We start from the raw sequence: 26646 nt of genomic DNA, 5'->3' as shown, positions 1-26646 counted from the left end.
CCCGTTCCCGTACGCCGGTCGTCTCAGTACGTCGCGCGAGCCAGGTCCTCCTCCGCGAGGTCGAGCTCGGCGAGCCGCTCCGGGTCCGCCAGGATCTGGAGTTCGACGATCCGGTCCCCGGCGATCGTGAACGCCATGAGGACGGTCGGGCGGCCGTCGGCGACCGCGACGAACGCGGGCGCGCCGTTGACCACGACCGGCAGCGAGGCCTGCCGGAACTTGGCGTACATGAGGGCCTGCGAGATGACGGCCTCGGCGCCCCGTACGACCTTGGAGACGGCCGCGAGGGTCCGGCCGCCGTCCGCGCGCAGCACCACGTCCGGGTCGAGGACGGCGAGCAGCCCCTCGAAGTCACCGCCCTGCGAGGCGGCGAGGAAGGCGTCGGCGATCTCCCGCTGCCGGCGCGCGTCGGGCCCGGCGGCGGGAGTGGCGTCCTGCACGCGGCGGCGGGCGCGGCTGGCGAGCTGGCGGGTGGCGGCCGGGGTCCGGTCCACGATCCGCGCGATCTCGTCGAAGGAGACGGCGAACATGTCGTGCAGGACGAACGCGAGCCGTTCCGCCGGTCCGAGGGTCTCCAGGACGACGAGGAGCGCCAGGCCGACGGACTCGGTGATCTCGGCCGCGTGCTCGGGGTCGGTGGTGTCGGCGACCCGGACGACCGGGTCGGGGACGTAGTACTCCAGCGGGTCCTCGCGGCGCGAGCCGCGCGAGCGCAGCATGTCGAGGCAGACGCGGCCGACGACCGTGGTCAGCCAGCCGCTCAGGTTCTCCACCGCGCCGACGTCGCTGCGGCTGAGCTTGAACCAGGCCTCCTGGACCGCGTCCTCGGCCTCGCTGAGCGAGCCCAGCATCCGGTACGCCACCGCCCGCAGGTGCCCCCGGTCGGCCTCGAAGCGCCGGGCCAGCAGGTCCTTGCCGTCGGTGTGGTTCTCGCGGTTCTGGTCCACTCGTCGATCTCCCCGTTCGCGTCCCGTCATGCCGTCATGACGGATCAAGCCTCGACGATGTGACACCACCCGTCACGCGTCTGTCACGCCCTTTAGGGCGGGGCATCGGCGGTCCCGGGGATTCCGCTACGTGAGATCCACGCCGCCTCGCGGCGAACGCCACGGATTCCCCGGTCGATGGCTCGGAGCGCCGGGGATCACCCCTTCAGCGTGGTGATCACCATCCGTAGATTGATCCTCATGACGACGACAACTTCGCAGGTCAACGCCGTGCTCCGCACCCCGCCGGCCTCTCCCGCCGCCGCTGCCGCGTACTTCTCCGCGAGCCTCGCCTTCCACGCCGATGTCTCCGACGTGGCCTCGGCGCTGGCGACCGCGGCCGCCGACGGCACCGACCCGGGGTTCGTGGTGATCGACTCGCGGTCGGCCGCCTCCTGGGACCAGGGGCACGTCCCCGGCGCCGTCCACCTGCCGACCGCGCTCATCCCCGAGCAGGCCGAGCGGCTGCTCGACCGGTCCGTGCCGGTCGTCACGTACTGCTGGGGCCCCGGCTGCAACGGCGCCACGCGCGCCGCGCTGGCCCTCGCGGAGCGGGGATTCCAGGTGAAGGAGATGCTCGGCGGCTTCGAGTACTGGGTGCGCGAGGGCTTCGCGTACGAGACCTGGGAGGGGCCCGCGGAGAAGGCCGCGGACCCTCTCACGGCGCCGGTCGACTCCGACGACTGCGGCTGCTGACGGAATCCGATTTCCGGATCGCCCCGGTCATGCCGTACAGTCGTGTTTACCGACGCGGGGTGGAGCAGCTCGGTAGCTCGCTGGGCTCATAACCCAGAGGTCGCAGGTTCAAATCCTGTCCCCGCTACTCAGTAGCAACGAAGGCCCGGATCCAGTCACTGGATCCGGGCCTTCGTCGTTCCCGCATGTCCGGCCTTGACCTTTACGCAACGTCAAGATTTAGCGTTCTCGGTATGGAGTGGTCGATCCAAGAGATCGCCAAGAAGGCCGGCACCACCAGTCGCACCCTCCGGCACTACGGGGACCGCGGACTGCTGGAGCCGAGCCGGATCGGCGCGAACGGTTACCGGTACTACGACCAGGCGGCGCTCGTGCGGCTGCAGCGCATCCTGCTGCTGCGCGAGCTGGGGCTCTCGTTGCCCGCGATCGCCGAGGTCCTCGCGGGGCAGCGGGACACGTCCGCCGCCCTGCGCACCCATCTCGCTCTGCTGGAGCAGGAGCGCGAGCGCATCGGACGGCAGATCGCCTCGGTGCGGACCACTCTCCACAAGACCGAGAACGGAGAAGAGCTCATGGCCGACGAAGTGTTCGACGGTTTCGACCACACGGTGTACGAGCAGGAGGTCACCGAGCGCTGGGGCCGCGACGCCTACGAGAGCGGCGACCGCTGGTGGCGCTCGCTCACCGCCGCGCAGAAGAAGGCGTTCATGGACGAACAGGCGGGCATCGCCCGCGACTTCGCCCAGGCGCTCAAGGAGGGTCGCGCCGCCGGCAGCGACGAGGTGCAGGAGATCGCGCGGCGGCAGGTCGCCTGGCTGTCCACCACCACGACGCCGAGCAAGGAGTACGTGATCGGTCTCGGCCGTATGTACGTCGACGACCCGCGCTTCACCGTGAACTACGACAAGCACGGCGAGGGCACCGCGGTCCTCGTGCGGGACGCGATGGAGATCTACGCGGAGCGGAACCTGTAGCCCGAGCCCGCCCGGCCGCCGGGAAGCGGGGTCCTTCGACGTCCACCTGCCCGCGCAGACCGCCGCGGCGCCTCCCCGCGCGCGTGGCCGGGCCGGGTCCCCGGCCGTACGCCGGTCGGCCCCCTGGGAGTCGCCGCCCCGGGCGGCGGCGGCCACCCTGGGAGGGCGCGGTACGGGCCGCGGGGACGGACCGGGCAGGAGAGCACAGGTGGGGCACCTCCCAGGAGCGATCGGTGGGCGGCGCGGCGGCGAGGGCCGTGGCCCGTACGGGGGTGCCCGGAGGTTCCTCCGGGCGCTGCCGCCGCTGATCATCGTGGGTGGGGTCGTCTTCGACGTCCTGACGCCGGCCAAGTACAGCGCGGCGCCGATGTTCTCCGCCGCCCCGCTGATCGCGGCACCGTTCTTCTCCACCCTCACGACGCTGCTCACCGGGATCGCCGCCGTCCTCGCCTCGGTCGGGCTGCACGTCTACAACGGCACCGCGACCGAGATCCCCTCGCTCACCGAGATCCTGACGGTGCTCACGGTCTCCGTGCTCGCCCTGCTCATCAACCGGGTCGTCCGCCGCAGCGGTGAACGGCTCGCCTCGGCGCGGGTCATCGCGGAGACCGCGCAGAAGGCGGTGCTGCCGACGCCCGCCGAGCGGATCGGCGGGCTGCAGTGCGCGGCGCGGTACGAGGCGGCGCAGGCGGACGCGTTCATCGGCGGCGACCTGTTCGCCGTCCAGGACACCCCCTACGGGGTGCGGCTCGTGGTCGGCGACGTCCGGGGCAAGGGCCTGGACGCGGTCGAGGCCGTCGCCGTCGTCATCGGGGCGTTCCGGGAGGCGGCCGAGCAGGAGCGGACCCTGGAGGGCGTGGCGCAGCGGCTCGAACGGGCCCTGGCCCGGGAGGGCACCCGCCGTCATGGGCTCGACGCCTTCGAGGGGTTCACCACGGCCGTCCTCGCCGAGATCCCGCGCGGTGACGGGGGCGGCACCTTCGACGGTTTCGTACGGGTCGTCAACCGCGGGCATCCGCCGCCGCTGATGCTGTCCGCGGACGGGAGCCTGGACACGCTGGAGCCCGGCGAGCCGGCACTGCCGCTCGGCATGGGCGATCTGGCGTCGTGGCCGGACCGGGCCGAGGCGCGGCCGTACCCGCCGGGCGCGACGCTGCTCTTCTACACCGACGGTCTCTCGGAGGCGCGGAACGCCGAGGGCGTCTTCTACGACCCGGGGGAGCGGCTCGCCGGGCGGATCTTCCCCGGGCCCGAGGAACTGCTCGACGCGCTCGTGGACGACGTACGGCTGCACACCGGCGGCGGGTCGACGGACGACATGGCGCTGCTCGCGGTGAGCCGCCCGGCGACGGGGCAGCCGAAGCGGCGCCGGACGATGCCGGTGGTGCCGCCGGGCGGGCCCGGATCCCCCCGCGGCAGGCCCGGTCACCGACCGTAGTCGCGAGGTGTCACTGCGATAACAATTGACATAACGTCAGGTAGCGAGGGTTTCGGCGTCCCTTGCTGAAGGGAGGTCAAGTCGGACTATTCCCTCCCAATTCAATGAATGATCAAGAGGAACAGCTTGGAATCGGCACCCCGCGTCTATTAACGTTCGATAACGCAGCGCGGTCGTCCCAGCCGTCGCAAGAGACGGCACCGTGCGCACGCGCCGAATCCTGAAAAGGAACCGGGGAACCACTACTTGGGGTGAATCGGGCCCTTCGCACTTGTGCGACCGTGCCCGTAGGAGACCTTCCTGCTCCGAACCCGTCAGCTAACCCGGTAGGCGAGAAGGAAGGAAAGGAGCGCGCCTCCGTGGCGTCCAACACTCCCGCACCCGAAGCCCCCTTCGATGCCTTCGGTGGTGGTGCGGGCCCCGCCGCCCCGGACACCGAGTGGAACCCCACCGAGGGATCCCTCCGCGCCGAGAGCCGCTCCGGCGGCCGCCACCGTGTCGTCAAGCAGCGCTCCAACTTCGCCCGTTCCTCCACCGTCCTCGGCGTCGGTGTGATCGCGGCCGTCGGTGCGGGTGGCCTCGCCACCGCGCAGGAGAAGCCCCCGGTGGCCATCTCGCTGCCGGACCTCCCGGACCTCGACCTGCCGGACGCCCACGACCTGCCCGGCGTCGGCGACCTCCTCCCCGAGGAGACCCACGAGACGGTCAGCGCGGCCCGCGCCAACCCGAACCCGCTCACCGTCGCCACGTACGCCACCGTCGACGACGAGCAGGGCACGAAGACCCCGCAGATGCAGCAGGCCGGCCTGATCACCCAGGACGGCCCGGCCGCGAAGGCCGCGCCCGGCGCCGGCGACGCGGGCGAGGCCCTGCGCGCCCGCATCCTCCAGCAGGCCGAGCAGCAGCAGGCCTCCGCCGACGCCGCCGAGAAGGCCGCGGCGGAGAAGGCGGCGGCCGAGAAGGCCGCCGCGGAGGCCGCGGCCAAGGCCGACGCGGCGGAGAAGGCGGCCGCCGAGGCGAAGGCCAAGGCCGAGGCGGAGGCCAAGGCGAAGGCGGAAGCCGAGGCCAGGGCGAAGGCCGAGGCGGCGGCCGAGGCCGAGCGCCTCGCCAAGCTCGCCGCGAGCTACACGCTGCCGCTCTCCTCGTACAGCCTCAGCGCCACCTACATGCAGTCCGGCTCGATGTGGTCCTCCGGCTACCACACCGGCCTCGACTTCGCCGCCCCCACCGGCACCCCGCTCAAGGCCGTCCACGGCGGCACCATCAAGTCGGCGGGCTGGTCCGGCTCGTACGGCTACCGCGTCGTCCTGGAGCTCTCGGACGGCACCGAGATCTGGTACGCCCACATGTCCTCCATGACGGTCTCCGCCGGCCAGACCGTGGGCACCGGCGAGACGATCGGCCGCGTCGGCGCCACCGGCAACGTCACCGGCGCCCACCTCCACATGGAGGTGCACACGCCCGGCGGCTCCGGCCTCGACCCGGCGGAGTGGCTGCGCTCCAAGGGCCTCAGCCTCTGACACCCCGGCTCGCCACCTGAGCCGACGGAATAGGCCCGGCGGGGCGGACGGTTGTCTCGACCATGACGACTCTCCGCCCGCTGGGCAGTTCCGACCTGCACGTCTTCCCGCTCGCCCTGGGCGGCAACGTCTTCGGCTGGACCGCCGACGAGGCGCAGTCCTTCGCCGTCCTCGACGCCTACACCGCCGCGGGCGGCAACTTCGTCGACTCCGCCGACGTCTACTCGGCCTGGGCCGAGGGCAACGAGGGCGGCGAGTCCGAGACCGTCATCGGCCGTTGGCTCGCCGCGCGCGGCAACCGCGCCGATGTCGTCGTCGCCACCAAGGTCGGCGCCCACCCCCACTTCAAGGGACTGTCCGCGACCACCATCAAGGCGGCCGCGGAGGAGTCGCTGCGCCGCCTCGGCACCGACTACATCGACCTGTACTACACGCACTTCGACGACGAGTCCGTCCCCGTCGAGGAGATCGTCACCGCCCTCGACCAGCTGGTGAAGGACGGCACCGTGCGGGCCGTCGCCGCCTCCAACATCTCCCCGGAGCGACTGCGCGCCTCCCTCGACTTCGCCGAGTCCGAGGGCCTCGCCCGTTACGTGGCCCTCCAGCCGCACTACAACCTGGTCTCCCGCGACACGTACGAGGGCCCGCTCCTGGAGACCGTCGAGCGGGCCGGACTCTCCGCCGTCCCGTACTACGGCCTCGCCGCCGGCTTCCTCACCGGCAAGTACCGCCCCGGTGCCACCGTCGACAGCGCCCGCGCCGCCGGGGCCGGCGGACACCTCGACACCGAGCGGGGCCGGGCCGTGCTCTCCGCGCTCGACACGGTCGCCGAGGCGCACGGCGCGGAACTCGCCACCGTCGCCCTCGCCTGGCTCGCCTCCCGCCCGACCGTCGCGGCGCCGATCGCCTCGGCGCGTACGGTCGAGCAGGTCCCCGCGCTGGTCGCGGCGGCGGAGCTCACGCTCACGGACGCGGAGCTGACCCTCCTGACGGAGGCCTCGGGGATCTGACCGCGGGGCAGCCACCGGCTCGGCGGGCGGGTCCGGGCCGACCGGCCGACTCCCTCAGCTGCGGTACGGGTTGAAGCCGTCGTAGTCCAAGTACTGCGGCGGTGCCCAGACCTGGCCCGTCGCCCGCGCCGCGTACGTGAGGGCGGGGGAGGCGACCGCCCGGCGCTGCCACAGATGGTGCAGCAACTCCTGCTCCCGGGCCGGGAAGTCCGCTCCGGCGGTGCCGCGCCGGGCCCGGTCCCGGAGGAACGCCAGGGTCGTCGCGAAGGACTCGTACTCGCCGACGGCCCGCGCGGCCGGCTGCCCGGACGTACGGGCGGCGAAGGTGCGGGCCAGCCGGCGGGCGCGCATCGAGGAGAGCGCGAGCGGCTCGGCGGGGGAGAGCCAGCCGGCCGCCGCGTACGCCGGGAGCTCGCCGGATATCGTGCGCAGCTCGCGCTGCCGGCTCCAGACCGCGAGCCAGGTCAGCAGGCCGAAGGCCGGGACCATGAGCGCCCCGTACACCGCGTAGAAGGCCAGGGGGCCGCCGAAGGTGGCCGAGCCGTTCCAGGCGGCGTGCATGCCCATGGCGAGCAGCAGCCCGGCGAGCGGCAGCAGCACCCGGCGCAGCCGCTTGCCGCGCGGTGCGAGGGCGGCGAAGCCGAAGCCGATGCCGGTGAGCACGGTGAAGAGCGGATGCGCGAACGGCGACATGACGACCCGGACGAAGAAGGTCGCGGCCGTCACCGAGCCGAGGCCGGTGGAGCCGAACTCCTGGTCCTCGCCGAAGGCGTTCCCGAGGTAGAGGATGTTCTCGGTGAAGGCGAAGCCGGTCGCGGTGAACCCGGCGATCACGACGCCGTCGACGAGCCCGCCGAAGTGCTTCCTGCGGAAGAGGAAGAGCAGCAGGATCGCGGCGGCCTTCGCGGTCTCCTCCACCACCGGCGCGACGACGGTCGCGCCGAGCGTGTCCGCCGAGGCCGGATCGGCGGTGGCCGTCGCGATCCAGCGGACCGCGAAGGAATTGGCCAGGATCGCGACGAGCGCGGCGGCGAAGGCACCCCACGCGAACGCGAAGAGCAGGTTCTTCCAGGGACCCGGCTCGACCCGGTCGAGCCAGCGGAACGCCGCCATCAGCAGCGGTACGGGAAGCACGGCGAGGCCCAGGCCGACCAGGAAGCCCTCCGTGCCGGTCTGCTCGCGGACGAGACCGAGGATGAACAGCGCGCAGATCGCCAGCACGGTGACGAGGGCGACGGCCCGGAGCAGCCGGCTGCGCCAGAAGTCCCGGCGGGGCCGGTAGCGCCACTGGGACCGGTCGGCGGCGGCCGGGAAGGCCGGCTCCTCGGTGTCCCGGTGGGGGACGGGGGCGGCACCGGCTTCGGTGGGGGCGGGGAAGGACACGTGAGCGACCCTAACGACCCCCACCGACAGGCGGGAAAGGGTTAAGCCTGTGTGGCTTTCAGTCGGTGCGGCTTTCCCCGGGTCACTTCCGCCGGAAGAGGAGATCGTTCACGACGTGGCCCTTGTCGAGCCCCTGCCCCTCGAAGCGGGTGAGCGGCCGGAAGTCGGGCCGGGGCGAGAATCCGCCGTCGGCCTGCGTGTTCTCGAAGTCGGGGTGCGCGGAGAGCACCTCCAGCATCTGCTCGGCGTACGACTCCCAGTCGGTGGCGCAGTGCAGCACGGCGCCGGGCTTGAGCCGGGTCGCGAGGAGGCTGAGGAACTCGGGCTGGATGAGGCGCCGCTTGTGGTGGCGGGCCTTGGGCCAGGGGTCCGGGAAGTAGACGCGGCAGCCGTCGAGGGAGTCCTTGTCGAGCATCTCGCGGAGCAGGATGATCGCGTCGCCGTTGGCGACCCGGACGTTGGTCATGCCGTTCCGGTCGGCGAGGCCGAGGAGATTGCCCTGGCCGGGGGTGTGGACGTCGACGGCGAGGATGCCGGTGCCGGGGTCGGCGGCGGCCATCTGCGCGGTCGCCTCGCCCATGCCGAAGCCGATCTCGAGGACGACGGGCAGCCCGTCGAACATCTCGCCGAGGTCGAGGACCCGCTTGCCGTCGATGTCGAGGCCCCAGTCGGGCCACCGCTTCAGCAGGGCCTCGGCCTGGCCGGCCGTGACGCGGCTGCGCCGCGGCTGGAAGCTGCGGATCCGCCGCTCGTGATGAGACCCGGCGGGATCGGGCAGGGGGCCCTCACCGGGCGCGAACCGCTGACTGCCCCGCTGCGAGACGGGCCGGACGGACTCGGCGGACTCGGCGGACTCGACGGGGTCGGCGGCGTCGGCGGCGCCGTCGAGGTCGGCGGCGTCGGCGAGGGGGCGCGCGATGTTCTCTGGCTGCTCAGACACAATGCCCCAATTCTACGGCGAACCCCGCCGCCCCCCCCACGGCGGTGGGCTACAGCCGCGCCAGCGCCCGCCCCGCCACCTCCCGGCCGATCGGCAGCGAGGCCGTCGCCGCCGGCGAAGGCGCGTTCAGGACGTGGACCGTCCGAGGCGCCTCCCGGATCAGGAAGTCGTCGACCAGCGTCCCGTCCCGCAGCACCGCCTGCGCCCGCACCCCCGCGTCCGCCCGTCTCAGGTCCGACTCCGACACCACCGGCAGCAGCCGCTGCACCGCCTCCGTGAACGCCCGCTTCGACACCGACCGCCGCAGCTCACCCGCCCCGTACCGCCAGTGCGCCCGGGCGATGGCCCACGAGCCGGGCCACGCGAGCGTGCCGGCCAGCTCGCGCGGGCGGACGACGGACCAGCCGTATCCCTCACGGGCGAGCGCCGGGACCGCGTTCGGCCCGATGTGGACGCCGCCGTCGATCCCCCGCGTCAGATGCACCCCGAGGAACGGGAAGGCGGGGTCCGGCACCGGATAGACGAGACCCCGCACGAGCGAGGGGTCCCGGAGCTCGTAGTACTCCCCCCGGAAGGGCACGATCCGCATGCCCGGGTCGTCGCCCGCGAGCCGCGCGATCCGGTCGCAGTGCAGGCCCGCGCAGTTGACCAGGACCCGCGCCCGCACCACCCGGCCGTCCGCCGTCCGCACGGCGACCCCCCAGGGCCGCCGGTCGATGACGGTGACCTCGGCCCCGTACAGGATCCGGGCCCGGGAGGACTCGGCGAGCCGCCGGGACACCGCCCCGTAGTCGCAGATGCCGGTCGTTCCCACGTGGATCGCGGCGAGGCCCCGCACCCGGGGCTCGTACTCGCTGATCTGGGCGGGGCCGAGCTCGCGCACCGGGATGCCGTTCTCCCTGCCGCGCTGCACGAGCGCGTGCAGCCGGGGCAGCTCCTCGCGCGCGGTGGCGACGACGAGCTTGCCCGTCACCTCGTACGGAATGCCCCACTCCGCGCAGAACTTGACCATTTCGGCCGCGCCCTCGACCGCGAACCGGGCCTTGAGCGACCCCGGCCGGTAGTAGATCCCGCTGTGGATCACCCCGCTGTTGCGCCCGGTCTGGTGGCTCGCGAGCGCGTGCTCCTTCTCCAGGACCGTGACCCGGGTGCCGGGAGCGGCGCGCGTCAGGGCGTACGCCGTCGACAGACCGACGATCCCACCGCCGATCACCAGCACGTCACAGTCAAACACCAGCGCCACCTCCCACCCCCGATAGTGCACTGGCCCACTGACAATCCCGTGAAACCTCGCGCGACGGCACGAGACGCGGGTCACGCCGACGCAGGGCATGCCGATGCGGGTCACGCCGACGCAGGGCGTGCCGACGCGGGTCACGCCCCTCGCGTCGGGGGCGACGAGCGGCGCCCCCGCCCCTCACGCCGGTGTGACGAGCAGCGGCCGGGCCCGCTCCCGCAGTTCCATGACCCGGGGCTCGTCCCCGTACGCCTCGAGCCGGTGCAGCAGATCCCGTACGTACTCCGTCGTCCGCGCCGACGAGATCCGGCCCGCCACCTCCACCGCGCGCGTGCCCGCCGCGCAGGCCGCGTCCAGATTGCCCGACTCCAGCTCGGCGACGGCGGAGACCACGAGCCGCAGCCCGTGCGAGCGGACGAACTCCTCGGTCGGCCGCGAGAGCGCCTGCTCGGTGAAGCGGCGCACCTCGTGCGGCGCCTTCAGGTCGCTGTAGCACTCGGCGGCGTCGGCGCAGAACCGGTCGTACGAGTAGAAGCCCAGCCAGGTCGGGTCGCCGTCACCCTCCCGGGAGCGCTCCAGCCAGCCCTCGGCAGACTTGAGCGCGGCCGCCGCCGCGACCCCGTCACCGGCCTTCGCGTGCGCGCGTGCCTCGACGAGCCGGAAGAAGGACATGGTGCGGGCGGTGGCGAGCCCACGGTTCCGCTCGAGCGCGGCCTGGGCGAGGTCGACGCCCTCGTCGGCGAAGCCCCGGTAGGTGGCCTGGAGGGACATCGAGGCGAGGACGTAGCCGCCGAGGGGCACGTCGGCCGCGGCGCGGGCGAGCCGCAGGGCCTGGATGTAGTAGCGCTGGGCGGCCTCCTGCTGCCCGGTGTCGAAGGCCATCCACCCGGCGAGCCGGGTGAGCTCGGCGGTCGCGCCGAAGAGGGCCCGGCCGACCTCGTCGGAGTACGAGCCGAGCAGCAGCGGAGCCGCGTCCACGCGTAAGCACTCGGGGACCATGGACGAACGCCAGTCCCCGCCGCCGTACTTGGAGTCCCAGCGGCGGGCGTCCTCGGCCGCCTCGCGGAGCTTGGCGACGTCGCTGTGCCCCACGCGCACGTGCTCGGTGGCGGCCGAGGCGGTCGCCGCCGCTCCCGCCGCGCCCCGGCCCGCGCCCGTGATCCCGCCCCCCGGCGGGCGGGGTGCCTCGCGCTCCACCGACGGGTCGGCCGGGGTTATCAGCCAGCGGGACGCGGGCGTCGCGTACGCGCTCACCGCGAAGGAGCCGGCCAGCGACTGCCAGATCCCGCCGCCGGCCCGCCGTCCGGCGAGATCCAGCCGGTACAGGTCGGTCGCCGAGCGCACCGCCTCGCCCACGTCGCGCGGGAAGGCGAGGCCCACCTCGGGCGCGGGGTCGGCGTCGGCGAGGCCGATCTCGTGCAGCGGCACGGGCCGGCCGAGCTTCTGCCCGATCGCGGCGGCGATCAGATGCGGCGCGGCGCCCTGCGGCACCATGCCCTTCGACACCCACCGGGCGACGGAGGTCTTGTCGTAACGAAGTGTCAGACCTCGTTGCGCACCGAGGTCGTTGACGCGCCGGGCCAGTCCGGCGTTGCTGATTCCCGCGAGGGCGAGAACCGTGCCGAGCTTTTCGTTCGGCCCGCGTTGCTCCCTGGACATGACGCCACCCCTCGACAACCCAGACGGCCGCCACGACGCCGGGCATAGGCGTGCGGCATTCGTAAACACAGCGTAGTTCGCCGCATCCCTACCGTTAAGGGGCGGTGTTCCGTATGGCGAGATTGTTGTGTGAAAGGCCGACGGACGGGCCCGGCGGACCGGCTCGTGCTCCCGCCGTGTGGCCGTGCGCCCGGCCGTGCGCTCTCTCGGCGTGGCCGGGGGAGCGCTTCCATGAGTACCGCGTGGGTCGGCCCGCTCGGCCGGGAAAGTGTCCCGGACCAGTGGGCTGGGGGATACCGCCGCCCCATTCCCCGCGGGCGGCGGACGGCGCCGGGAGGCGGGAGCGCCTCCCGGGCTGCCGGTGGCCGGTGTGAAGCGGTGTGCGTGGGCAGGTGCCCCGGACGCTTCTCACCCCCCCCCGTGGAGGGGCGATATTTGGCCGAATGACGCCGGTGTTCAACTGGCCCATGCCAGGGGCGCATTCGGCTTTCGCGCGCGTGCACCCGGACTCCGCCCCGTGCGCCGTTGTCGTGGCAGCATGTCTCCCACCGAAACGGATGTGGAGGCGCCGATGCGATGGCTGGTGGGCTGGAGCAGTGTCGCCGCGGGCTTCGCAACGACGGCCGGGGCCCGGGCGGGCTCGGTGAGCGGCTCGTACGGCGGCGGATACGGCGCAGGCTCCGGCTCGGGCGGGGGATACGGCTCCGGCTACGCCCAGGAGGCGGCCGCCACCGAGGGGCGCACGGTGCAACCGGTCGGCGCACAACTCCTCTGGGGCGGCCCCGATCCGCTCTGGGCGGTCGGCGACTGGCGGCCCGACGAGGTGCGGGTCGTGGCCGTCGACGACCACACCCGTCTCGCCGTCCTCGGCTGTTGCGCCGCGAGCGACGAGGAACTGCGGATCGGCCTGCTCACCGCGCGCGGGGGCGCGTTGCGGCATCTCACTGCCTGGCCCGGCAGCTACACCGCGGTCGTCAAGGCCGGCCGCCGGGTCACCGTCACCGGTGATCTCGCGGGCGCCCGGCCGGTGTTCCACACCCCGTGGGACGGCGGCACCGCCTTCGCCACCGCCGCCCTCCCGCTCGCCGACCTGGTCGAGGCCCAGCTCGACATCGGCCATCTCGCCGCGCTGCTCGCCTGCCCGGAGACCCCTGAGGCGCTGCGCGACTCCACCCCGTACGAGGGGGTCCGGCGGGTGCCGCCGGGCCACGCGCTGATCCTGCGGGAGGGCTCGCGCGAGATCACCGGGTACGAGCAGGTCGCCTCGCTCGCGGTCGCGGCGGCCCAGGCCGACCCCCGGCAGGCCGTCGAGGGGGTCAGGGACGCCCTGATCGAAGCCGTACGCGCGCGGCTCACCGCCCCGCGGCACGCGCCCGAGGCCCCGCTGCCCGACCCGGGCCCGGTGCCCGGCATGGGGCCCGCCGACCGGCGCGCGGCCCGGGGCGCGCGCCCGGCGCCCGGCATCGGCGCCGACCTGTCCGGTGGCAGCGCCTCCGGCACGCTCGCGCTGCTCGCGGCGGGCCTCCCCGGAGTGCCGGGCACCATCACCGGACAGGGCACCGGCGCGGGGGAGCGGCTGCTCGCCGTCACCTTCAACGACCTGGCCACGCGCGCGGGTTCGGACCGGGAGGACGAGCTGAAGCGGGCCGGGGCGATCGCGGCCGACCCGCGCCTGCACCACGTGGTCGTCGCGGGGGGCGAGGAGGCACTCCCGTACGCCGCGCTTGACGGGCCGCTCACGGACGAGCCGGGGCCCTCGCTCGTGACGGCCGAACGGCACCGGAGACGACTCGCGGGCGGCAGCGCCGACCACTTCACCGGCTGGGGCGCCAAGCAGGTCCTGGACGCGCACCCGGCACGCCTCGCGGACCTCCTGATGGACCGCAGGCGCCGCTCCCTGGTGCGTCCGGTGACGGCGCTCGCGAAGGCCTCGGGGCCGTCGGCGGGCTCGCTCCTGGTGCCGCTGACGGTGTACCGGGCGGCGCGGAAGCTGGCCCGTACCCCGTACCGGACGGGCCTGGAGGCGGCCGCCCAGCGGGTCCTGGAGGCGAACCGTACGGCTCCGGACGGCTTCGGCCCCCTGGAGGCGTCCCTCTCGGCGCTCACCTGGTCCCGGCCGGGGCCCGCGGCCCGCTGGCTGACGGGGGAGGCACTGGCTGAAGTATCGGTTCGCCTGAACCGGGCGGCGACCCTGCCGACCTCCGTCCAGCGCCCGGGCGAAGCACGCGCGCGTGCCGCGCTCGCGCGTGCGGCGGCCGACCACCGGGTCCTGGAACAGGCGGCGGAGATCCGCGGCCAGCGCCTGCACGCCCCCTTCCTCGACAACCAGGTCGTACGGGCCTGCCGCGTGCTCCCGGAATCGCTCCGGGTCCAGCCGGACGCCCGCGCGAACGTCCTGCGCACCGTCCTCTCCGGCGCCGGCATCCATGACCTCCCCCCGGGCTGGGGCGCCCCCCACCCGGCGGTCCCGGCCGGAGCCACGCGCGCGGGCCTGCGCGCGGCGCTCCCCCACCTGATCGCCCTGTTCGACGCGCCGCTGCTCGCCGACGCGGGCCTGATCGAGGCACGCGTGGTCCGCGAGGCCCTCCGCTCGGCGGCCGACGGCGCCTCCGTCCCCCTCGACGGCCTCGCCGACCTGGTCTCGACCGAACTGTGGCTCCGCCGCCTCATGTCCCGCCGGGGCTCGTGCTGGACGGACACGACGTCTCCCCGCCCGCCCCGCGCGGTGCAGGGCCCGCTGATCCCCGCCTCACGGTCGCTCTCGGCGTGAGGGCCGTCTCCTGAGCGGAACGTCACTGCACGCTCGTTCGAGTGAACGCTTCCAGGACCGTGACAAGGCCCCCGCCCTAAGCTGAGAGTGTCGCACCGAGCGAAGGAGGTCCGTCATGGCGATGCCGCTGCCGGTTCCGGAGAGCGTGCTCTCCGAGGGGCTGCCCGACCGTGAGGGCGCGAGTGTGCGGGAGACCTTCGAGCTGTTCAGCGCCGTGGCCCCCAAGGGCTGGCGCGTGGAGCTGATCGAAGGGGAGATCTACGTGGTACCTCCGGCCAACGGCGAGCACGAGGAGATCGTCTCGGAACTGAACGGGCAGGTCCGAGACCATGACAAGGGTGTCGGGCGTTATACGGGAGTCGGTCTTGTCCTACCCGGGGCAACCGAGACGGTCCGCGTGATTCCTGACCTCGTCATCGCCCCCAAGGGCAGCTTCGACGACCAGCAGGAGTGGCACGCCCCCGACCCCGTCCTCCTCGTCGCGGAGGTCACCTCCACCTCCACCGCCGGCCGCGACCGCGTCCAGAAGATCCGGGCCTATGCCCGCGCGGGCATCCCCCTCTACCTGCTGATCGACCGCGAGGCCGGCGAAGCCGTCGTGTGCTCCGAACCCTCCGGCGACGACTACAGCCACAAGTCCATCCACAAGCTGGGGACACAGGTCCCGCTCCCCACCCCCCTCGGCTTCACCCTGGACACCGCGGCGTTCTGACGGCCGCGACCCCAGGGTCACCCCCGGGTAAACCCCGAGGCGTACGTCAGTGCCACCGGACACAATGAGCCGGTGCGGTATCTCATCCTCGGCACCACCGAGGCCCTCGACCCCCACGGCACCCCCCTCCCCCTCGGCGGCGCCAGGCTGCGCGCGCTCCTCGCCGCCCTCGCGCTGCGCGGCGGACGGGCCGCCTCCGTCACCGAACTCGCCGACGACGTGTACGGCGACTCCCCGCCGCAGGACGCCCCCGCCGCCCTCCAGGCCCTCGTCGGCCGCCTCCGTCGGATCCTCGGCAGCGAGGCCGTCGCCTCCACCCCCGGCCCCGGCTACCGGCTCGTCGCCGCCCCCGAGGACATCGACCTGTACGTCTTCGAGCGCCGGGCCAAGGACGCGGGCGCCCACCTCGACGCGGGCGAACCCGAGAAGGCCGCCGCACTCCTCCGCCCGGCCCTCGGTCTCTTCCGCGGCCCCGCCCTCGCCGACCTGCCCGACCCGGCCGGCGTCCGCCCCGAGGCCCTGCGGCTCGCGGCCCTGCGGCAGCGCGTCGAGGCCGATCTGCGCCGGGGCGCCACCGACGGACTCGTACCGGAGCTGACCGAGCTCACCACCACGTACCCGTACGACGAAGCCTTCCGGGCCCAGCTCATCCGCGCCCTGCGCGCCGAGGGCCTGCACGCCGACGCCCTCGCCGCCTACGAGTCGGCCCGCCGTACCCTCGCGGACGCCCTCGGCACCGACCCCGGCCCCGAGCTCGTCGCCCTCCACCAGGAACTCCTCACGGCGCCCGCGGGCCCTCCCCGGGCGAGCGGCCCCTGGGGCACACCGCCGCCCGCCCGCCCGCAGCCGACGACGACGCCAGCGGACCTGGGGCAGAGCCCCGTTGCCGCGCGGGGGGCCCACCCCGAGCCGCCCGGACCGGACCGCCCGAGCCTCTTCACCGCGGCCCCAAGCACCCCGGCCCCCGGGAATCCCGCCCCCACCCCCGGCAACATCCGCCCCCGCCTCACCTCCTTCGTCGGCCGGGAGCCCGAGCTGGCCGCGCTCCACGCCGATCTGGACCGATGCCGCCTCGTCACGCTCACCGGCCCCGGCGGCTCCGGCAAGACCCGGCTCGCCGAAGAGGCCGCCCTGAGGCTCTTCGCTCCGCCCGAAGCCCCAGCCGAAGCCCCGCCCGAAGCCCCGGCCGAGCCCCCGGCCGAAGCCGCCCTGACCCCCGCCCCCGCCGCCTGGGTCGTCGAACTGGCCCCGCTCGACGACCCCGAGGCCGTCCCCGGCGCCGTCCTCTCCGCGCTCGGGCTCCGCGAGGTCCACCTGATCACCCGCGAGGGCGTGACCCTCCAGGACGACCCCACGGCCCATCTCGTCGAGCACCTCGCCCGCCGCCCCGTCCTCCTCGTCCTCGACAACTGCGAGCACGTGATCGACGCGGCCGCGGCCCTCGCCGAGACCCTCCTCACCGACTGCCCGCGACTCCGCATCCTCGCCACCAGCCGCGAACCCCTCGGCGTCCCCGGGGAGTCCGTCCGCCCCCTCGAACCGCTGCCGCCGGACCCCGCGCACCGCCTCTTCGCCGAGCGCGCCCGCGCCGTACGCCCCGACGCCGACCTCGCCCAGGACGGCGGCGCGGCCGTCGACGAGATCTGCCGCCGCCTCGACGGCCTGCCCCTCGCCATCGAACTGGCCGCCGCCCGCCTCCGGCTGCTCACCCCGCGCCAGATCGCCGACCGCCTCGACGACCGCTTCCGTCTCCTCACCTCCGGCTCCCGCACGGTCCTGCCCCGCCAGCAGACCCTCCGCGCCGTCGTCGACTGGTCCTGGGACCTGCTCGACCCCGACGAGCGCACCCTGCTCCGCCAGGTCTCGGTCTTCGCCGGCGGCTGGGACCTCGCCGCCGCGGAGGCCCTCTCCCCGCGCGCGGCGGACTTGCTCGGCGCCCTGGTCGACAAGTCCCTCGTCGTCGCCACCCCCACCGAGGGCGGCGAGATGCGCTACCGGCTCCTGGAGACCATCCACGAGTACGCGGTCGAGCGTGCCGCCGAGACCCCGGCGGTCCTCGCCGCCGCCGAGGCCGCCCACACCGCCCACTTCACGGCCCTCGCCGAGACCGCCGAGCCCAAACTCCGCTCGGCCGAGCAGCTCCCGTGGATCGACCGGATCGAGCGCGATCTGGACAACATCCGGGCCGCCCTGCACCGCACCGTCGGCACCTCCCCCAAACTCTCGGCTCCGCTCCAGCAGGGGGGACCGCCACCCGACGAGGCCGCCGCCCACCGCCTGGTCCTCGCCATGGGCTGGTTCTGGTGGCTGCGCAACTACCGCCCCGAGGGCCTGACCTGGGTCGTCCGCGCGGTCGCCCTCGGCGACGACCCGAACGACCCCGACGACCCGCGCTACTGGCCCCGCATGCGCCTGCGCATGCTGCAGTTCTTCCTGGAGGTCGAGAGCCGCACCCTGGGCGACTTCGAGGAACCGGAGACGCTCGCGCTCGCCCGCCGCGTACGGGCCGCATTCGGCGAGCCTCCCGGCCCCGAGGGCGCCCGGTTCCCCGGACTGCTCTGGCCGTTCACCGCGTACCTCACCGAGGAACCGGTCGTGGTCCGCGGCCTCCTCGACGAGGCCGTCGCCAACTGCCGTCGCCACGCCGGCGACTGGGAGGTCGGCGTCAGCCTGATGTTCCGTACGCACATGGTCGTCGACATGCCCGGCGGCATGCCCGGCATCGACGAGGACCTGGCCGAACTCCGCCTGCTCGCCCGGCGCGTCGGCGACCGCTGGTTGGGCGCCCAGATCGCGAGCGCGGTGGGAGAGGCCCATATGCTGCGCGGCCGCGTCGAGGAGGCGGGGGAGGCGTACGAGGAGGCCCTCCGGCTGGCCCGTGAGGTCGGCGCGCACGCCGAGTCGCCGTTCCTCCTCGCCCGCCTGGCCGAACTCGCCTACCAGACGGGGGACATGGAGGCCGCGGAGAAGGGCCTCGACGAGGCCTCGCGGGAGGCGGAGCGCTATCGCGTGCGGGACACCGGTGTGTTCGTCTGTTTCCTGCGTGCCGCGCTCGCCCTGTACCGCGGTGAGGTCGCGGCGGCCCGCGCCCAGCTGGAGGCGGCGGGCCGCACGGTCGCGACGGGTGCGCCCCCACCGCACTTCGAGGCGGTGCTCGTGGGGCTTTCCGCGCGCGTCGAGGCGGGCGAGGGGCGGGCTTCCGCCGTCGCCACGGCCGTCGAAGCGCTGCGCCGCGCGCGGGACGCGCAGTGCGCGGACTTCGTGACCGCGGCCCTGGGGGAGGGCCTCGCGGTCGTCCTGTCCATGGCGGGTGAACCCGCCCTGGCGATCAGGATCATGGCGGCCGTCGAGGCCTGGCGTGCCGAGCTGCCGCGCTCCGTCCCGGGTCTGCGGGACGTCGAGGCCGTGACCGAACGGGCACTCACGGCGCTCGGTCCGTCGGGCGTCGCCGCCGCCCGCGCGGCTGGGAAGGGCCTCGGCATCGACGACGTACTGACCCTCGCCGAGTCCGTCATCACCGCGCGCCCCGGACCCGACGGATCCGGGTCGTGCGGGGACGTCAGGAGCAGCTGATCCCGGACTGCGCCCAGTCGGCGACCGCGGTCCGCCCGAACGGCGTGTGCTCCTCCACCACGAGCCGGATCATGCTGAGGCCGGAGATGTCGACGTGCACCGGGACCGGCGGGTCGCCGGGCCGGACCACGTCGGAGCGCCAGAGCCGCTCCTCGTCCCCGTACACGGAGAACCGGACGCCGCCTACGCCGAGCAGGGCGCTCAGGTCGTCGACGCCGACGATCGCGTCGTAACTCGTGCACTGCCGGTTGAGGTTGATCAGCAGGGACGAGGGCGCGTGGACGCTCACTCCGTGCGCGTACGGGGTGCCGCCGATGGACAGGTTGTCGCGCTGCCACATCCAGCTGCTGTCGGAGAGGTCGACCTCGGGCTCGGTGCCGTCGCCGAAGATCCCGTAGTCCAGCTGGTTGACCTGGTAGACGCTCGGCGGGGCGGGCGGGGGCGCCGGCTTGGGCGAGGGCTTCTCGGGACTGGGCGTCGGCGTGGGCGTGGGCGTCGGCGTGGGTCTGGGCTTCGGCGGCGGCGTCGGCTTCGGCGTGGGCTTCGCGGGAGGGGGCGTGGGGGTCGGCGTCGGCGTGGGCGCCGGCGGCTCGGACGTCACGGGCGGGGGCGGCGGTACGGGCTTCGGCGTCGGCTTCGGCGGCGGCGCGGGCTCCGCCGGTACGACGGGGGTGACGACGGGCTGGGTGGGCTTGGGCGCGGCCACCGGCTGAGGGTCCCCGGCCATGGCCCAGACGAGTCCGGCGGCCGCGGCGACGGCCACGGCGGCCGCGATACCGGCCTTCGCGGGCGCGCCGAGCCCCTCGGCGGCGGCGCCTCCGGATGCCGCACCGCCCGAGGAGCCGGTGGCGGCGGCCGCGGCACCGGCCGCACCCGCGCCGACGGCGCCACCGGCGACGACGCCGGCGGCCTTGAGCGAGTACCCGGCGGCGAACCAGCCGATGACGGCGACCGGGAGCAGCGCGGGGATCCCGGCGTTGACATGGGCCAGCTCACCGGCGGCGAGCCGGCACTTGGCGCACTCGTCCAGGTGCTTGCGCAGTCCGCGTTCGGCGCGCATCCGCAGGCCACCGCGCGCGTAGGCGCCGAGCCGGTCGGCGTACCGGGCGCAGTCGCCGCCGGCCGTCAGGGACTGGCTGACGTGGGCCTGGAGGTAGGCCTGCTTGAGGCCTTCGCGGGCGCGGCTGGCGAGGACGGCCGTGGCGTTGGCGGTCAGGCCGAAGAGCGGTGCGACCTCGCTGGGGGACTCCTCCTCGACGGTGGTGTGCCACAGCACGGCCTGCCAGCGCTCGGGCAGCGAGCGGAAGGCCTGCATGGCGAGCGACTGCTCGGCCTCGTGCATGGCCAGGACGTCGGCGCCGAGGTCGAGGCCCGCCCCGAAGGAAGCGTTCTGGTCGGAGACCTCGGAGGCGCGGGCGGCCTCGGCCGCGAACACCGCGAAGTCCTCGACGAGGTGTTCTCGCTTCTGGGTCTTCGTCCAGCTCGCGGCGACGCGCCGGACGGTGGTCATCAGATAGGCGCGTACGGCCTGTTCGGGCCCGGCTCCGCCGCGGACGGCCTGGAGGGTGCGGGCGAAGACCTCGGCGGTCAGGTCGTCGGCGGTGTGGGCGTCCCGGCAGCAGGTCCTGGCGTACCGGCGCACGGCGTCGGAGTGCCGGCGGAACAGTTCCTCGTACGCGGAGTCGTCGCCCTCCCGCATGAGCTGGACGAGCTCGGAGTCGGAGGGCGGCAGTTCGACGGGCGGCGGAAGGACGGTGTCGTGCTCGGGTTCGTGCTCGGTGTCGTGCTCGGTGTCGTGGTCCGGGTCGTCCTCGGTGGCGGTACCGGCCCCGGTCGCGTCGAACCCGGCACTCGTTCCGGAACCGGCGCCCCACCCGGAGGTCTTGACCTCGCGCTGCTGCGGCACGCTCGGGTCGAGCGGTCCGACGGCGCCCCCGGCCCCGGCCGAACCCACGGCACCAGCTCCGGCCGAACCCGAACCCACGGCACCAGCTCCGGCCGAACCCGAACCCACGGCCCCGGCTGTGTCCGGCGCGCCGGCGAGGCCTCCCGGCCCACCTTGGCTCGGCACCTGCCGGGAGGGCAGGCCCCCCGCCTCGGCGGGGCCGCCCAGCGGCTCGTCCCGACTGTCACCGCTCATCGCGGAAGCCCCCGTACGCACGCTCGGACCCGAACACCGGCCAAGCCTGCCACAGAGCGCGGGCACGCCGAAGCGCCGCGTCCACTTACCACTCATCCGGGGCGACTTCGTGTATCCGGGCGTAACCGCTCACACGTTCGTGTCATGTTCGTTGATCCGCCCGGACCACGAAGACTCCGGCCCGCGCCGGGGCGCGGCAGCCGACTCCTACCGGGAGCGCAGCCCTTCGAGCAGGATGTCGAGGAGACGCGTCGAGGCCGCCGCCTGCTGCACCGCGTCCGGCAGCGCCGGGGCGGCCGTGGCGATGACGAGAAGGACGTCGGCCACGGTCACGTCGGTCCGCAGCTCACCCGCCTCACGCGCCCGGTCGACCAGCCGGCCGACCACCTCGAGGAGCTCCGCGGCGCCCGCGTCGTCCCTCTCCTCGGCCGGTACGGCCCGCGGTGCGACCACGCGCGCGTCCCCCGGTTCACCGACACCCCGCTGGTACGGCACCCGCGCCGCGTCGTCGGCGTTGTGGGAGTTCTGGGAGTCCTGGGAGTCGCCGCCGAGCGGCAGCACCGTGACCTCGTCGACGCCCACCCGCAGCACCTGGGGCGGAAGGAGCCGGCCCGCGCCCGAGGCGACCGAGGTCCGCAGGAACCGGGAGAGCGCCGACCACGGCTCGTCCTCCTGGCCCAGCGCGGCCCGTGCCTGCTCGGTCAGCCGGGAGGTCTCCTCCTCGGCTATCCGCCTGACCAGCACGTCCTTGCTCGGGAAGCGGCGGTAGACGGTGCCGACACCGACGCGGGCGCGGCGTGCCACGTCCTCCATCGGAGCCCCGTAACCGAGCTCGCCGAACACCTCGCGCGCGGCGCGCAGGACGTGCTCCAGATTGCGCTGGGCGTCCACCCGCAGCGGCGCTGACCTGCCGGTCACCGGTGCGCCGTGGCGCTCGGAGCCGCCGACGCCCGCGTGCGGGCCGTCGTCCACGGTCGCCGTCCCGGCGCCCGTCTGCCATCGTGAATCCTGAATATGCATAAGCGTTCCCCCGCTCATGATGTCTCCCCCCGGAGACTCCCCGCCCTGAAAACGGGGCCTCCGGTGGACGAGCGCTTCGGTCCACGCGCTCCCATCCGACACCCCGACGAAGTACGAACATAGTTGAGTCCGGGTCAATTCAGAAGGGGGAGTTCCGTACGGTGCGCCCCCCGATCGGAGCAAGGACCGGAACACTCCCGATTCCGACCCCCCACCGAACCCGGCGTGACCGTCCTGACCTGCGCCGTTGTGCCCACACCCGCCTCGTGCGCCACCCCGCGCCTCCGTACCCCTCCGGTCACACAATTTGCCGGGGCTGTGGACAAACCACGGACGGGGGTGCGTCATGGGACAGTGACCGAACCTGCGCGCATTCTCGTGGTCGGCGGTGGCTACGTCGGCATGTACACCGCGCTGCGCCTCCAACGGCAGCTCAGGGCCGAGCTGAGAGCCGGCGCCGCCGAGATCGTGGTGGTCACCCCCGAGCCGTACATGACGTACCAGCCGTTCCTCCCCGAGGCCGCCGCCGGCTCGATCTCCCCGCGCCATGTCGTCGTGCCGCTCCGCCGGGTCCTCGACCGCTGCCGGATCGTCATAGGCGAGGTCCTCTCCGTCGACCACGCCAAGCGGACCGCGAAGCTCTCCACCCTCGCGACCGCCGAGGAGGGCACCGGCGCGGTCGACCTCACGTACGACGAGCTGGTCATCGCGCCGGGCTCGGTCTCCCGGACCCTCCCGGTCCCCGGGCTCGCCGACCACGGCATCGGCTTCAAGACCGTGGAGGAGGCCATCGGCCTGCGCAACCACGTCATCGAGCAGATGGACATCGCCTCTTCGACCCGTGACCCCTCGATCCGCGACGCCGCCCTGACCTTCGTCTTCGTCGGCGGGGGGTACGCGGGCGTGGAGGCGCTCGCCGAGCTGGAGGACATGGCCCGCTACACGGCGCGGTACTACCACAACGTCAAGCCGGAGGACCTGCGCTGGGTCCTCGTCGAGGCCTCGGACCGGATCCTGCCCGAGGTGGGCGAGGAGATGGGCAGGTACGCCATCCGGGAGCTGCGCGGCCGGAACATCGACGTACGCCTGGAGACCCGCCTCGACTCCTGCGAGGACCGGGTCGCCGTCCTCAGCGACGGCACCAGGCTGCCCACCCGCACCGTCGTCTGGACCGCGGGCGTCAAACCCGCCCCCGTCCTCGCCGCGACCGACCTGCCGCTGAACGAGCGCGGCCGGCTGCGCTGCACGGCCGGGCTCGCCGTCGAGGGCGTCGCCCACGCCTGGGCGGCCGGCGACGCCGCCGCCGTCCCCGACGTCACCTCGGAGGAACCCGGCAGGGAGTGCGCGCCCAACGCCCAGCACGCCGTCCGCCAGGCCAAGGTCCTCGCCGAGAACATCGCCGCCTCCCTGCGCGGGCAGCCGCTCAAGGAGTACGCGCACGCGTACGCCGGCTCCGTCGCCTCCCTGGGGCTCCACAAGGGCGTCGCCCACGTCTACGGACGGAAACTCAAGGGATACCCGGCCTGGTTCATGCACCGCGCCTACCACCTGAGCCGGGTGCCCACCTTCAACCGCAAGGCCCGGGTCCTCGCAGAATGGACCCTGTCCGGCCTGTTCAAACGGGAGATCGTCTCCCTCGGGTCGCTGGAACACCCCCGCGCCGAATTCGAACTCGCCGCCGCTCCACCACCCGACCACGGCGACAAGCCGTCGTCCTGACATCACTGTCAGTGCACTCGTCCACACTGGACGTGTGACCATAGGTGGGCTCACACCTGCACAGCGTGACTCTGCACGGCACCGACACCACGAGGCATAGAGATCCGTGAACTTCACCCGTTGGAGCGCCCGGCTCCCCGGTACACAGCGCCGTGCGGCGCGGGGGACCGAAGGCTCCGTGCCCGCCGCCCGCGGTGAGTACGCGCAGCAGCTGGAGCACCTCGCCCAAGAGGCTCCCGAGACCGGCGAGCCCGCCGACGTACCCGCCCTGGAGGACTTCTCCGTACGAGAGCTCCTGGGCCGGCTCCCCGGCCTGGTCGCCCTCGCGTACGGCCCGGAGCACCGCATCGCGTACGTCAACGACGCCTATGCCGCCGCCTTCGGCCCCCGCCCCGCGGGCGTACCCGTCGCCGACACCTGCCCGGAGGCGGAGGAGCTCGGCCTGCTGCCCCTCATGGACCAGGTGCTGCGCAGCGGCAAGCCGCGTACGGTCAAGTCCCGCCGCACCCAGGACGGCGGCTCGTACACGGTGACGTGCCTGCCCGTGGACAGCGCGCACCTCGAAGGCGGCGGAGTCCTCGTCCACGCCGCCGACGTCACCGACCACGCGGAGGCCGCCGAGCGGCTGCGGGCCAGCGAGCGCCGCCACCGCGAGACCGCCGTCACCCTCCAGCGCTCGCTGCTCCCGCAGGACCTGGAGCAGCCCGACGACCTGCGGATCGCCGCCACCTACCAGCCCGGCGGCACCGACGCGGCCGTCGGCGGCGACTGGTACGACGTGATCACCCTCGGCGCCGGCCGCACGGCGCTCGTCATCGGCGACGTGATGGGCCGGGGGGTGCGCGCCGCCGCCGTCATGGGCCAGCTCCGCACCGCCGTCCGGGCCTACGCGCGCCTGGACCTGCCCCCGCACGAGGTGCTCCAGCTCCTCGACGGCCTCGCCGCAGAGATCGACGCCAGCCAGATCGCCACCTGTGTGTACGCGATCCACGACCCCAACGAGGGGAAGCTGGTCTACGCCTCCGCGGGCCACCTCCCGATCCTCGTCCGGGACGAGGACGGCAGCGTCCGGCGCGCCGAGGACCCGACGGGCCCCCCGCTGGGCACGGGCGGCTGGCTGCACACCTCCGGCTCCATCGCCCTGCCTCCCGGCTCGACCGCCGTCCTCTACACCGACGGTCTGGTCGAGCGGCGCCGCGAGGACATCGACGAGGGCGTCGCCGCCCTGGCCCGCGCGCTCTCCGGCGCCAGCGGCACCCCGCAGGTCGTCTGCGACCGGCTGCTCCGCTCCCTGGGGGTCACCGCGGAGCACGACGACGACGTGGCCGTCCTGGTCGTCCAGCATCCGTCCCGCAAGGGCGCGGACGCGGAGCTCTTCCACAACGCGGCCCTGGAACTCCTCGGCGGAGTGGAAGCCGCCCCCCGCGCGCGTGCCTTCGCCTCCGGGGTCCTGTCGTCCTGGCGCTTCCCGGTCGAACTGCGCGACCTGGGCGTCCTCGCCACCAGCGAACTGGTGGCGAACTCCCTCCAGCACGGCACCCCGCCCATGCGGCTCCGTCTGCGCCGCACCGACCGCCGACTGATCATCGAGGTCACGGACGGCGACGACCATCTGCCGCGCCGCCGCAGGGCGGAAACGGAGGACGAGGCGGGTCGCGGGATCTCGATCATCGCGACGATCGCCTCGTCCTGGGGGAGCCGCCGCACACCGGGCGGCGGCAAAGCGGTCTGGTGCGAGTTCGCCCTGCCCGACCACTAGGGTCAGGCGGCCGCGGTCTCCTTCTCGGGCAGGTGCTGCGCCACGACCCGGGACGGCTTCACGGCGAGCGACGGCTGGTTCTGCTCCGGGGTCAGCTGCTTGCCCAGTCGCACCGCGAGGAACGTGATGCCGAGCGAGAAGAGCACGAACGTCACGATGTACGGACCGTGCAGCGCCGCACCCATGGGCCCGCCCACGGCCGGCCCGACGGCCAGCGCCAACTGCTTGACCAGCGCGAAGGCCGAGTTGTACTGCCCGACCATCGACTCCGGCGCCAGATCGGCGACCAGCGGGGCCACGGTCGGCGACAGCATCGCCTCACCGAGCCCGAACAGGGCGTACGTGGAGACGAAGGCCGCCGTCGCCATGGCCTGGCTGCCGTGCCCGAGTCCCGCGTACCCGGCGATCAGCCAGGCCACGGTCCAGATCAGACCGACGGCCGCGATCACCCGGGTCCGCTTGCGGCGCTCGACGAACCTCAGCACCAGGAACTGAGCGGCCACGATCACCGCGGTGTTGGCGGCCAGCGCCATACCGAGCGTGGAGGGCTGGATGCCGGCGGCCTCGGTGCCGTACGCGGCGAGACCCGACTCGAACTGTCCGTAGCAGGCGAAGAAGAGGACGAAGCCGAGGACGCACAGCTGCACCATGGCCTTGTGCCCGAGCAGCGCGCGGACGCCGCCGCCCTTGCCGCCCTCGGAGGGACGGGCGCCCTGGAACGCCGGGGAGCCCGGCATCCGCACGGTCCCGACGACCGCCGCAAGAACGAGGAACATCGCCGCCTCGATCGAGAACAGCAGGATGAAGCTGCCCGGCCGGCTGGTGTCGACCAGCAGACCACCGATCAGACCACCGACACCGAGACCCAGGTTCTGCAGGAAGAACTGCATGGCGAAGGCCCGGGTGCGTCCGACGGGCGTCGAGCACCAGACGATCATCGTGGCGAGAGCCGGCTGGAGCACGGCCGTACCGGCACCGAGCAGCGCCGCGGCCCCCACGGCCGCGGGCACGCTGGACGCGAAGCCCATCGCCACCGCACCCACGGCGGCGACGACCGAGGCGACCAGCAGGACCGGCACGGGCCCGCGCCGGTCGATGGCCCGCCCGCTG

The 26646-nt window shown here is 73.9% G+C and carries 18 protein-coding genes, 1 tRNA gene and 1 riboswitch (1 of these 20 running past the window's edge); of the genes, 11 read left to right on the top strand and 8 right to left on the bottom strand.

The window, feature by feature from the left end; genetic code table 11:
• Positions 1–23 precede the first annotated feature (23 nt).
• Entirely contained in the window at positions 24–977 is a 954-nt protein-coding gene (gene sigJ / locus N5875_RS18500) for an RNA polymerase sigma factor SigJ (RefSeq protein ID WP_318208427.1), read from the bottom strand.
• Positions 978–1187: 210 nt separating this feature from the next.
• On the opposite strand from sigJ, the gene N5875_RS18495 reads away from it, so the two are divergent.
• From N5875_RS18495 to N5875_RS18470, 6 genes are all read left to right on the top strand, one after another.
• Positions 1188–1682, top strand: a complete 495-nt coding sequence (locus N5875_RS18495) for a rhodanese-like domain-containing protein (RefSeq protein ID WP_318208428.1) — start codon at positions 1188–1190, stop codon at positions 1680–1682.
• 53 nt (positions 1683–1735) lie between these two features.
• A tRNA-Met gene (locus N5875_RS18490) sits at positions 1736–1809 on the top strand.
• Between the two features lie 106 nt (positions 1810–1915).
• Positions 1916–2656, top strand: a complete 741-nt coding sequence (locus N5875_RS18485) for a MerR family transcriptional regulator (RefSeq protein ID WP_318208429.1) — start codon at positions 1916–1918, stop codon at positions 2654–2656.
• A gap of 229 nt (positions 2657–2885) precedes the next feature.
• Positions 2886–4094, top strand: a complete 1209-nt coding sequence (locus N5875_RS18480) for a PP2C family protein-serine/threonine phosphatase (RefSeq protein WP_318208616.1) — start codon at positions 2886–2888, stop codon at positions 4092–4094.
• A 201-nt stretch (positions 4095–4295) separates the two neighbouring features.
• Positions 4296–4442, top strand: a riboswitch (cyclic di-AMP (ydaO/yuaA leader).
• Positions 4443–4453: 11 nt separating this feature from the next.
• Positions 4454–5614, top strand: a complete 1161-nt coding sequence (locus N5875_RS18475) for a M23 family metallopeptidase (protein ID WP_318208430.1) — start codon at positions 4454–4456, stop codon at positions 5612–5614.
• Between the two features lie 62 nt (positions 5615–5676).
• A complete protein-coding gene (locus N5875_RS18470; protein WP_338494951.1) occupies positions 5677–6624 on the top strand; it encodes an aldo/keto reductase in 948 nt (315 codons plus the stop codon).
• 54 nt (positions 6625–6678) lie between these two features.
• Here the strand turns inward: N5875_RS18470 and N5875_RS18465 are convergent, their stop codons facing one another.
• From N5875_RS18465 to N5875_RS18450, 4 genes are all read right to left on the bottom strand, one after another.
• Positions 6679–8007, bottom strand: coding sequence for a PrsW family intramembrane metalloprotease (locus N5875_RS18465; RefSeq protein WP_318208432.1), 1329 nt, complete (start codon positions 8005–8007; stop codon positions 6679–6681).
• Positions 8008–8089: 82 nt separating this feature from the next.
• Positions 8090–8947 (bottom strand): tRNA (guanosine(46)-N7)-methyltransferase TrmB, encoded by an 858-nt coding sequence (gene trmB, locus N5875_RS18460; protein WP_338494950.1) that lies wholly within the window; start codon positions 8945–8947, stop codon positions 8090–8092.
• Between the two features lie 49 nt (positions 8948–8996).
• Entirely contained in the window at positions 8997–10181 is a 1185-nt protein-coding gene (gene lhgO / locus N5875_RS18455; protein ID WP_318208434.1) for an L-2-hydroxyglutarate oxidase, read from the bottom strand.
• 183 nt (positions 10182–10364) lie between these two features.
• Complete coding sequence (locus tag N5875_RS18450) at positions 10365–11843, bottom strand: MFS transporter (RefSeq protein WP_318208435.1); 1479 nt, start codon at positions 11841–11843, stop codon at positions 10365–10367.
• Between the two features lie 571 nt (positions 11844–12414).
• Between N5875_RS18450 and N5875_RS18445 the strand changes: the two genes are divergently transcribed.
• The 3 genes from N5875_RS18445 to N5875_RS18435 all read left to right on the top strand — a co-directional run bounded on the left by N5875_RS18445 (position 12415) and on the right by N5875_RS18435 (position 18898).
• Entirely contained in the window at positions 12415–14613 is a 2199-nt protein-coding gene (locus N5875_RS18445; RefSeq protein WP_338499196.1) for an asparagine synthase-related protein, read from the top strand.
• A 115-nt stretch (positions 14614–14728) separates the two neighbouring features.
• Positions 14729–15325, top strand: coding sequence for a Uma2 family endonuclease (locus N5875_RS18440; RefSeq protein WP_338494948.1), 597 nt, complete (start codon positions 14729–14731; stop codon positions 15323–15325).
• 72 nt (positions 15326–15397) lie between these two features.
• The gene (locus N5875_RS18435; RefSeq protein WP_338494945.1) at positions 15398–18898 is read left to right on the top strand and encodes a BTAD domain-containing putative transcriptional regulator; all 3501 of its coding nucleotides are present in this window, start codon (positions 15398–15400) and stop codon (positions 18896–18898) included.
• Here the strand turns inward: N5875_RS18435 and N5875_RS18430 are convergent.
• Positions 18885–21038: a sigma-70 family RNA polymerase sigma factor gene (locus tag N5875_RS18430; protein ID WP_338494944.1), complete on the bottom strand. Its 2154-nt coding sequence runs from the start codon at positions 21036–21038 to the stop codon at positions 18885–18887. The two genes, N5875_RS18435 and N5875_RS18430, sit on opposite strands and share 14 nt — an antisense overlap.
• A gap of 207 nt (positions 21039–21245) precedes the next feature.
• On the bottom strand, positions 21246–22058 hold the full coding sequence (locus N5875_RS18425) for a helix-turn-helix domain-containing protein (protein ID WP_338494942.1): 813 nt from the start codon (positions 22056–22058) through the stop codon (positions 21246–21248).
• Positions 22059–22412: 354 nt separating this feature from the next.
• Between N5875_RS18425 and N5875_RS18420 the strand changes: the two genes are divergently transcribed.
• Positions 22413–23777: an NAD(P)/FAD-dependent oxidoreductase gene (locus tag N5875_RS18420; protein WP_318208437.1), complete on the top strand. Its 1365-nt coding sequence runs from the start codon at positions 22413–22415 to the stop codon at positions 23775–23777.
• Between the two features lie 106 nt (positions 23778–23883).
• Positions 23884–25536, top strand: a complete 1653-nt coding sequence (locus N5875_RS18415) for a SpoIIE family protein phosphatase (RefSeq protein WP_318208438.1) — start codon at positions 23884–23886, stop codon at positions 25534–25536.
• A gap of 2 nt (positions 25537–25538) precedes the next feature.
• On the opposite strand, the gene N5875_RS18410 is transcribed toward N5875_RS18415, so the two are convergent.
• Positions 25539–26646: the 3' portion of an MFS transporter gene (locus tag N5875_RS18410; RefSeq protein WP_318208439.1), read on the bottom strand. It continues 161 nt past the right edge of the window; 1108 of the gene's 1269 nt are visible here — the last part of the coding sequence; its start codon lies off the right edge, out of view — the gene reads right to left on this strand; the stop codon is at positions 25539–25541.

Source organism: Streptomyces sp. SJL17-4 (assembly GCF_036826855.1).
GTDB lineage: Bacteria > Actinomycetota > Actinomycetes > Streptomycetales > Streptomycetaceae > Streptomyces.
The sequence above is the reverse complement of the archived record's forward strand: the minus strand, read 5'-3'. Positions and strand labels throughout refer to the sequence as shown.

Coding starts and splice junctions, on each gene's coding strand:
- N5875_RS18445 (WP_338499196.1), top strand. CDS start 12,415: ATGCGATGGCTGGTGGGCTGGAGCAGTGTCGCCGCGGGCTTCGCAACG.
- N5875_RS18430 (WP_338494944.1), bottom strand. CDS start 21,038: ATGAGCGGTGACAGTCGGGACGAGCCGCTGGGCGGCCCCGCCGAGGCG.
- N5875_RS18440 (WP_338494948.1), top strand. CDS start 14,729: ATGGCGATGCCGCTGCCGGTTCCGGAGAGCGTGCTCTCCGAGGGGCTG.
- N5875_RS18485 (WP_318208429.1), top strand. CDS start 1,916: ATGGAGTGGTCGATCCAAGAGATCGCCAAGAAGGCCGGCACCACCAGT.
- N5875_RS18425 (WP_338494942.1), bottom strand. CDS start 22,058: ATGCATATTCAGGATTCACGATGGCAGACGGGCGCCGGGACGGCGACC.
- N5875_RS18470 (WP_338494951.1), top strand. CDS start 5,677: ATGACGACTCTCCGCCCGCTGGGCAGTTCCGACCTGCACGTCTTCCCG.
- N5875_RS18495 (WP_318208428.1), top strand. CDS start 1,188: ATGACGACGACAACTTCGCAGGTCAACGCCGTGCTCCGCACCCCGCCG.
- sigJ (WP_318208427.1), bottom strand. CDS start 977: ATGACGGGACGCGAACGGGGAGATCGACGAGTGGACCAGAACCGCGAG.
- N5875_RS18450 (WP_318208435.1), bottom strand. CDS start 11,843: ATGTCCAGGGAGCAACGCGGGCCGAACGAAAAGCTCGGCACGGTTCTC.